The organism is Streptomyces sp. 150FB (assembly GCF_000818195.1).
Lineage (GTDB): Bacteria > Actinomycetota > Actinomycetes > Streptomycetales > Streptomycetaceae > Streptomyces.
Map to the genome: position 1 here is coordinate 2,136,883 of NZ_JTHL01000001.1, position 7,667 is coordinate 2,144,549.

General features: G+C 70.3%; 5 protein-coding genes. All 5 read right to left on the reverse strand.

Annotated features, from left to right (window positions below; translation table 11 throughout):
- Nucleotides 1–208: 208 nt before the first annotated feature.
- Entirely contained in the window at nucleotides 209–1,618 is a 1,410-nt protein-coding gene (gene murD / locus QR77_RS08835) for a UDP-N-acetylmuramoyl-L-alanine--D-glutamate ligase (protein WP_040020771.1), read from the reverse strand.
- Nucleotides 1,615–2,685 carry a phospho-N-acetylmuramoyl-pentapeptide-transferase gene (mraY, locus tag QR77_RS08840; protein WP_040020773.1) on the reverse strand — a complete coding sequence of 357 codons (1,071 nt, stop codon included), beginning with the start codon at nucleotides 2,683–2,685 and terminating at the stop codon, nucleotides 1,615–1,617. Before mraY ends, murD begins: the two co-directional genes overlap by 4 nt.
- The gene (gene murF, locus QR77_RS08845) at nucleotides 2,682–4,112 is read right to left on the reverse strand and encodes a UDP-N-acetylmuramoyl-tripeptide--D-alanyl-D-alanine ligase (protein WP_040020774.1); all 1,431 of its coding nucleotides are present in this window, start codon (nucleotides 4,110–4,112) and stop codon (nucleotides 2,682–2,684) included. Before murF ends, mraY begins: the two co-directional genes overlap by 4 nt.
- Before the next feature lie 4 nt (nucleotides 4,113–4,116).
- Entirely contained in the window at nucleotides 4,117–5,688 is a 1,572-nt protein-coding gene (locus tag QR77_RS08850; RefSeq protein WP_236710570.1) for a UDP-N-acetylmuramoyl-L-alanyl-D-glutamate--2,6-diaminopimelate ligase, read from the reverse strand.
- 164 nt (nucleotides 5,689–5,852) lie between these two features.
- A partial coding sequence (locus QR77_RS08855) for a penicillin-binding protein 2 (RefSeq protein WP_040020778.1) occupies nucleotides 5,853–7,667 on the reverse strand: 1,815 nt, incomplete at its 5' end.

Consider the following 7,667-nt stretch of genomic DNA (forward strand, 5'->3'; position numbering starts at 1 on the left):
GCGCCGTCCAGGGGACGTGGCCGGACGTGGCGGGGGTGCCGTCCGTACCCGGCACTCCCGCGAGTGCCGCCGCGCTCGCGAAGTCTCTGCGGGGTACGGCGGAGCGCCTGTCCCGTCCCGCGGTGTCGTCGGCCGGCATCGTCGCTGTCCCCTCCGGTCGTGCCTGGCGCGGCTGCCGGGGATCCGGGGCCCAGGGAGTGCGCTGGTGTCAGGCGTGCTCGGCGGCGAGTGCGCGGACCGCGTCCGCGAACGCCTCGCCCCGCTTGTTGTAGTTGACGAACATGTCCATCGAGGCACACGCCGGGGCCAGCAGGACCGTGTCACCCGGCCGGGCGAGCCGCGCCGCGTGAAGGACCGCCGCCGACATCGCCCCAGTGTCGGTCCGTTCGAGGTCCACGACAGGGACGTCGGGGGCGTGTCGCGTGAGGGCTTCGCGGATGAGAGCGCGGTCGGCGCCCATCAGGACCACCCCGCGCAGCCGCCCGGCGGCGCCGGCGACGAGTTCGTCGAAGACCGCGCCCTTGGCGAGGCCGCCGGCGATCCAGACGATCGGGTCGTAGGCGGCCAGGGAGGCTTCCGCCGCATGGGTGTTGGTGGCCTTGGAGTCGTCGATGTAGCTGACGCCGCCGGTGTCCAGGACGTGTTCGATGCGGTGGGCGTCGGGGCGGAACGCGCGCAGCCCGTCCCGTACCGCCGTCGGCGGTACGCCGTACGCGCGCGCGAGGGCGGCGGCGGCGAGCGCGTTGGCGATGTTGTGCGGGGCCGGCGGGTTGATGTCGGAGACCTCGGCCAGTTCCTGCGCCTGGGCGTGCCGGTTCTCGACGAAGGCACGGTCCACCAGGAGGCCGTCCACGACGCCGAGTTGGGATGGTCCGGGCGTTGCCAGCGTGAAGCCGATCGCGCGGCAGCCCTCCTCGACGTCGGCCTCGCGCACCAGTTTCTCGGTGGCCTCGTCGGCGGTGTTGTAGACGCAGGCGACGCGGTTGCCCTCGTAGACACGGCCCTTGGCGGCGGTGTACGCCTCCATCGAGCCGTGCCAGTCGAGATGGTCGGGCGCGAGGTTGAGCACGGCGCCGGAGTGGGCGCGCACGCTCGGCGCCCAGTGGAGCTGGTAGCTGGAGAGTTCGACGGCGAGCACGTCGTACGTCTCGTCGCCGGTGACGGCGTCGATCAGCGATACGCCGATGTTGCCGACGGCGGGCGCGCGCAGCCCGGCGGCCTCAAGGATCGAGGCGAGCATCCGTACGGTGGTCGTCTTGCCGTTCGTGCCGGTGACGGCCAGCCAGGGGGCCGCGTCGGGTCCGCGCAGCCGCCAGGCCAGTTCGACATCGCCCCAGATCTCCACTCCGGCCGCCTCGGCGGCCAGGAAGAGGGGCTTGTCGGGCCGCCAGCCGGGGGCGGTGACGACAAGCTCGGTCCCCTCGGGGAGGGTCGCCCCGTCGCCGAGGCGAACCGTGACGCCGAGCTGCTCCAACTCGGCTGCCTGGGCGCGGGCGCGTTCGTCGTCGCCGTCGTTGACTACGGTGACCTCGGCGCCGAGCCCGCGCAGTACCCGGGCCGCCGGAATGCCGGAGACCCCCAGGCCCGCCACGGTGACCCGCTTGCCGTCCCAGTTCACTTCTGGGCCGCCCAGCCCGCGTAGAAGAGGCCGAGGCCCACGATCACGCACATGCCCTGGATGATCCAGAAGCGGACCACGACAAGGACTTCGGACCACCCCTTTAGTTCGAAGTGGTGCTGGAGTGGCGCCATCCGGAAGACCCGCTTGCGGGTCATCTTGAACGAACCGACCTGGATCACGACGGACATGGTGATCAGGACGAAGAGGCCGCCGAGGAGCGCCATCAGGAATTCCGTACGGGAGCAGATCGCGAGGCCGGCGAGCGCGCCGCCGAGGGCGAGCGATCCGGTGTCACCCATGAAGATCTTGGCGGGTGAGGTGTTCCACCACAGGAAGCCGAAGCAGGAGCCCATCAGGGCCGAGGCGACGACAGCGAGGTCGAGTGGGTCCCTCACCTCGAAACAGGCGTTGGGGTTGGTCAGGGTCGCCGCGTTGGCGCAGGACTCCTGGAACTGCCACAGCCCGATGAACGTGTACGCGCCGAAGACCATCACCGAGGCGCCGGTGGCCAGGCCGTCCAGACCGTCCGTCAGGTTCACGCCGTTCGACATGGCGAGAATCATGAACAGCGCCCAGACGACGAACAGCACGGGGCCGATCGACCAGCCGAAGTCCGTGACGAACGACAGCCTGGTGGAGGCGGGCGTGTAGCCGGCGGAGTCGGCGAACTGGAGCGAGAGCACGGCGAAGGCGATACCGACGATGAGCTGGCCGGCCATCTTCGCCTTGGCCCGCAGGCCCAGCGAGCGCTGCTTCACGATCTTGATGTAGTCGTCGAGGAACCCGACGAGTCCCATGCCGGTCATCAGGAAGAGAACCAGCACACCCGAGAAGCGGATGTCCTCGCCCGTGATCACCTTCGCCAGGATGTACGCGATGAGCGTGGCGAGGATGAAGGCGATGCCGCCCATGGTGGGCGTGCCCTTCTTGCTGCCGTGGCTGCGTGGGCCGTCGTCCCTGATGAACTGCCCGTATCCCTTGCGGGCCAGCAGCTTGATCAGCAGCGGGGTACCGACAAGGGTCAGAAAGAGCCCGATGGCCCCCGCGAAGAGGATCTGCCTCATCGACCGGCAACCTCGCCCTCGGTGGCGTTCTCGAGCAGCGCCAGAGCCAGCCGTTCGAAACCGGCCGACCTGGAAGCCTTCACCAGCACGACGTCTCCCGGACGCAGTTCACTGCGCAACAGGTCGATCGCCGCCTGCGCGTCGGACACGTGCACCGACTCCTCACCCCACGAACCCTCGTTGTAAGCGCCCAGTCGCAGCCAGGAGGCTTCCCTGCCGCCGACTGCCACGAGCTTGCTGACGTTGAGCCGGACGGCGAGCCGTCCGACCGCGTCGTGCTCGGCGAGCGCCTCGTCCCCCAGCTCGGCCATCGGGCCGAGCACCGCCCACGTACGGCCCCCGGTCGCCTTTCCGGCACTGCCCATGGCGACCAGCGCGCGGAGCGCCGCTCTCATGGATTCGGGGTTCGCGTTGTAGGCGTCGTTGACGATCGTCACGCCGTCCGAGCGCTCGGTGACCTCCATACGCCAGCGGGAGAGGGTTCCCGCCTCGGAGAGCGCCACGGCGATCTCGTCGACGGACAAGCCCAACTCATGGGCGACGGCGGCCGCGGCGAGCGCGTTCGACACGTGGTGCTCACCGTACAGCCGCAGCGTCACCTCCCTGCACCCGGAGGGTGTTCGAAGGTCGAACGCGGCCTGTCCGGTGGCTGTGAGGCGGACGTTCTCTGCCCGTACGTCTGCTTCGCCCGACTCTCCGAAGAGCAGGACGCGGGCCCGGGTGCGGGATTCCATGGCGCGGACGAGAGGGTCGTCGGCGTTGAGGACGGCCACGCCGCCCTCGTCGGCCGGGGGCAGCGCCTCGACCATTTCACCCTTTGCTACGGCGATCTTCTCCCGGCTGCCGAACTCCCCGATGTGGGCTGTGCCGACGTTCAGTACGAGGCCGACGCGCGGCGGGACGAGTCCGGTGAGGTAGCGGATGTCGCCGACGTAGCGCGCGCCCATCTCCACGACGAGGTAGCGGGTGTCCTCGACGGAGCGCAGGGCGGTGATGGGCAGGCCGATCTCGTTGTTGAGATTGCCGTCCGGCCAGATGGTGGGGCCCGCTCGTTGCAGAAGCTGGGCGATGAGGTCCTTGGTGCTGGTTTTGCCCGCCGATCCGGTGAGTGCGACGACGGTGGCGCCGAGGCGCTCGACGACGGCTTTGGCGAGGGCTCCGAGAGCCTGGACGACGTCCTCGACGACGATGGCGGGCACGCCGAGGGGGCGGGTGGCGAGGACGGCCACCGCACCCTGCTCGACGGCGCCGCGCGCGTAGTCGTGGCCGTCGACACGCTCGCCGGCGAAGGCGGCGAAGAGACTGCCGGCCTCGACCTTGCGGGAGTCGTAGACGACGGATCCGGTGACGCTGACGGTCGGATCCGGTATGTCGTACGGCTGCCCGCCGACGATGGCGGCGATCTCGGCGAGAGAGAGGGCGATCACTGGGTCATCCCTGACTGTTGTTCTCGTTGGGGCGCTCGTGACGGGGAGAGCGCTCGTGGCTGAGGGAACGCTCGATGGCGGCGCGCAGGACATGACGGTCGTCGAAGGGACGTACCACTCCGGCGATGTCCTGACCCTGCTCGTGGCCCTTGCCCGCGATGAGCACGGTGTCGTCGGGCTCGGCGCGCGAGACGACGGCGCCGATGGCGGACGCCCGGTCGGCGTTGACGAGGACGTCGCCGCGTTCGTGGATCGGGACCTCGGCGGCGCCGGCGAGCATGGCGGCGAGGATCGCGAGCGGGTCCTCGGAGCGGGGGTTGTCGGAGGTGAAGACGGCGGTGTCGGCGAGCCGCGCCGCGGCCGCGCCCATCGGGCCGCGCTTGGACTGGTCGCGGTCGCCGCCGCAGCCGAGCACGAGGTGGATGCGGCCCTCGGTGACCTTGCGCAGCGAGCGCAGGACCGATTCGACGGCGTCCGTCTTGTGCGCGTAGTCGACGACGGCGAGGTACGGCTGGCCCGCGTCCACGCGCTCCAGCCGGCCCGGCACGCCGGGGACGGCGGCGATGCCGTCGGCGGCGGTCTCCGGGTCGACACCGGCGACGGCGAGGGTGACGACGGCGGCCAGGGTGTTCGCGACGTTGAAGGGGCCGGGCAGCGGGGCCCTGGCCGGGATCCGCTCGCCCTTGGGCCCTACGGCCGTGAACGTGGAGCCGTGCGTGCCGACCTGGACCTCCTCGGCGCGCCAGTCGGCGTCCGGGTGGCCCTCGGCGGAGAAGGTGGTGATCGGCACGGTGGCCTCGGTGACGAGCCTGCGGCCGTACATGTCGTCGTAGTTGACGACGCCCACCCTGCTGCGGTGCGGGGTGAAGAGCTGGGCCTTGGCCTGGAAGTAGTCCTCCATCCCGGAGTGGAACTCCATGTGTTCCGGGCTGAGGTTGTTGAAGACGGCGACATCGAACACGCAGCCGTCGACGCGGCCGAGCACCAGCGCGTGGCTGGAGACCTCCATGGCGACCGACTGGACGCCGCGCTCGCGCATGACGGCCAGGAGCGCCTGGAGGTCGGTGGCCTCGGGGGTGGTGCGCTCCGACTTGATGCGCTCGTCGTCGATGCGCATCTCGACGGTGCCGATGAGCCCCGTACGGTGTCCGGCGCCGCGCAGACCGCCCTCGACCAGGTACGCCGTGGTGGTCTTGCCGGAGGTGCCGGTGATGCCGATCTGGAGCAGGTCGCGGCCCGGGTGTCCGTAGATCCCGGCGGCGAGCTCACCCATGCTGCCGCGCGGGTCGGGTACGACGAGGACCGGCAGTCCGGTCGCCGCCGCCCGCTCGGCGCCGGACGGGTCCGTCAGGATCGCGGCGGCGCCGAGGTCGGCGGCCTGTCCGGCGAAGTCGGCGCCGTGGAGGCGGGCGCCCGGCAGGGCGGCGTACACGTCTCCCCGCCGTACCGCCCGTGAGTCGTGGGTGATGCCCGTCGCCTCCCCGGGGCCTGGTGCTCCGGCGCCGAGCCGGGCGGCCAGGTCCGCGAGGGAAGTGGGCCGGACCTGGTCCGGGCGGGGCGCTCCCGGTTGGTTCACAGGGGCGTCCTCAGGGGTGGTTCGGTACTGATCAGCGTGTGACACGGCGGTGAGCGTACCGGTCTTGACAGGCCCCCGGCCAAGCGAGGGGCCGGTGCTCTCGGAGGGTTCTTCGCGGTTCCCGGAATCGGGGGTGATGGTTGTCACTGGGGCGTTCCCTGGGGTCACTCGCCGGGCTTGAAGGTGACCGGCAGCTTGGGCGGTTTACTGCCGGTCGGTGCGACCTGCAGGGTCTTGAGTGCGAACTCCATGACCTTCTTGTAGATGGGTCCGCAGATGGATCCACCGAAGTAGGGGCCGCTCACGGGGTTCTGGATGGCGCAGTAGACGGTGATCTGTGGGTCGTCGGCGGGCGCGAAGCCGGCGAAGGACGCGGTGTAGCCCTTGTAGACGCCGAGGGCGGGATCCACTCGGTTGGCCGTGCCGGTTTTGCCGGCGATGCGGTAGCCGGGGATCTTGCCCGCCGTGCCTGTACCTTCCACGTCGCCGACCACCGATTCCAGCATGGTGGAGACCGTTTTGGCCGTCTTCTCGCTCACGACGCGGGACTTCTTGGGGGCGGGTGCCGGGGTGAAGCGGCCGTCGGGGCCCTTCGTACCGCGGATCAGGGTCGGTGCGACGCGTACCCCGCCGTTGGCGACGGTGGAGTACACGGAAGCCGCCTGCATGGCGTTGAGTGACAGGCCCTGACCGAACGGGATCGTGTACTGCTGCGAAGTCGACCACTTCTGGGGCTTGGCCAGGATGCCCTGGGTCTCGCCGGGGAAGCCGAGGCCGGTGGGCCTGCCGATGCCGAATTTGTTCAGGTACGAGTAGAGGACCTGGTTGGCCTGCTTCTGGGTCTTGCCGAGCTGTCCGGTCGCCAGGATGGTCCCGATGTTGCTGGACTTGGCGAGGACGCCGTTGAGCGTGAGGTTCCAGGTCGGGTGGTCGATGTCGTCGTGGAAGACCCGGTCGCCCCGGTGCAGCGTGTTGGGGACGACCACATGGGTGGTGGGCGTGGCGGCCTTCTGCTCGATCACGGCGGCCATGGACATGACCTTGGCGGTGGAGCCGGGCTCGTACGCGTCCTGGAGCGCGGCGTTGCCGAGGGCGGCGGAGTCCGCGTCCGAGAGGTCGTTCGGGTCGAAGCCGGGGGCGTTGGCCATGGCGAGGACCTCACCGGTCCTGGTGTTCTGCACCACCACGTAGCCGCGGTCCGCCTTGGACGTGTCCACCTGCTCCGAGATGGCCTGCTGGGCGGCCCACTGGATGTCCCTGTCGATGGTCAGCTCGATGTCGGAGCCCGGCACCGCCGGCTTCTCCCTGGAGCTCGCCGTCGGCACCCGCCGGCCGCCGGACTGGGTGTACATGAGCTGGCCGTCCTCGCCCGCCAGCTCCTTGTCGAACATGGACTCCACACCGCCGCCGCCGTGTCCGGCCGCGTTGACGTATCCGACTATCCCGGCGGCGAGGTCGCCGTTCGGGTACACGCGCTTGGTGCTCGGCTCCTGGAGGACGCCGGCCAGCACGTTGACGCCCTTGCCGCCGGCCGCCTCGTCCTTGCCGGCCTTCTGCGCCAGGACCCCTTTGAGGTCCTTGATCTGGTTCCAGACCTGGGGGGTCTGACGGGTCGCCAGCATCGTGTAGCGGGACTTGGGGGTCTTGAGCTTCTTGACGATGGTGCTCGCGTCGACGCCGATGATCGGGGCGAGGAGCGCCGCGGCCTGTTCGGGGGCGTCCGGGGCTTTGCTGGAGGCCGGCGTGAACATCTGCGGGTCGGCGACGATGTTGTAGGCGTCGACGCTGGTCGCGAGGGCCGTACCCGCGCGGTCCGTGATCTCGCCGCGCTCGGCCGTGATGGTCTGGGTGAACGAGCGGTTCTTGTCCGCCTTGGCGGCGTAAGCGCTCGCGTCGACGGCCTGCACCTGGAGCAGCCGGACGACGAACGCCAGCATCACGAGCGTCAGCCCGAGGCTCACGAGCCGCAGCCGGGGGCG

Bases quoted from the DNA above. Each gene is read 5' to 3' on its own strand.
- mraY (WP_040020773.1), bottom strand. From the start codon at position 2,685: ATGAGGCAGATCCTCTTCGCGGGGGCCATCGGGCTCTTTCTGACCCTT.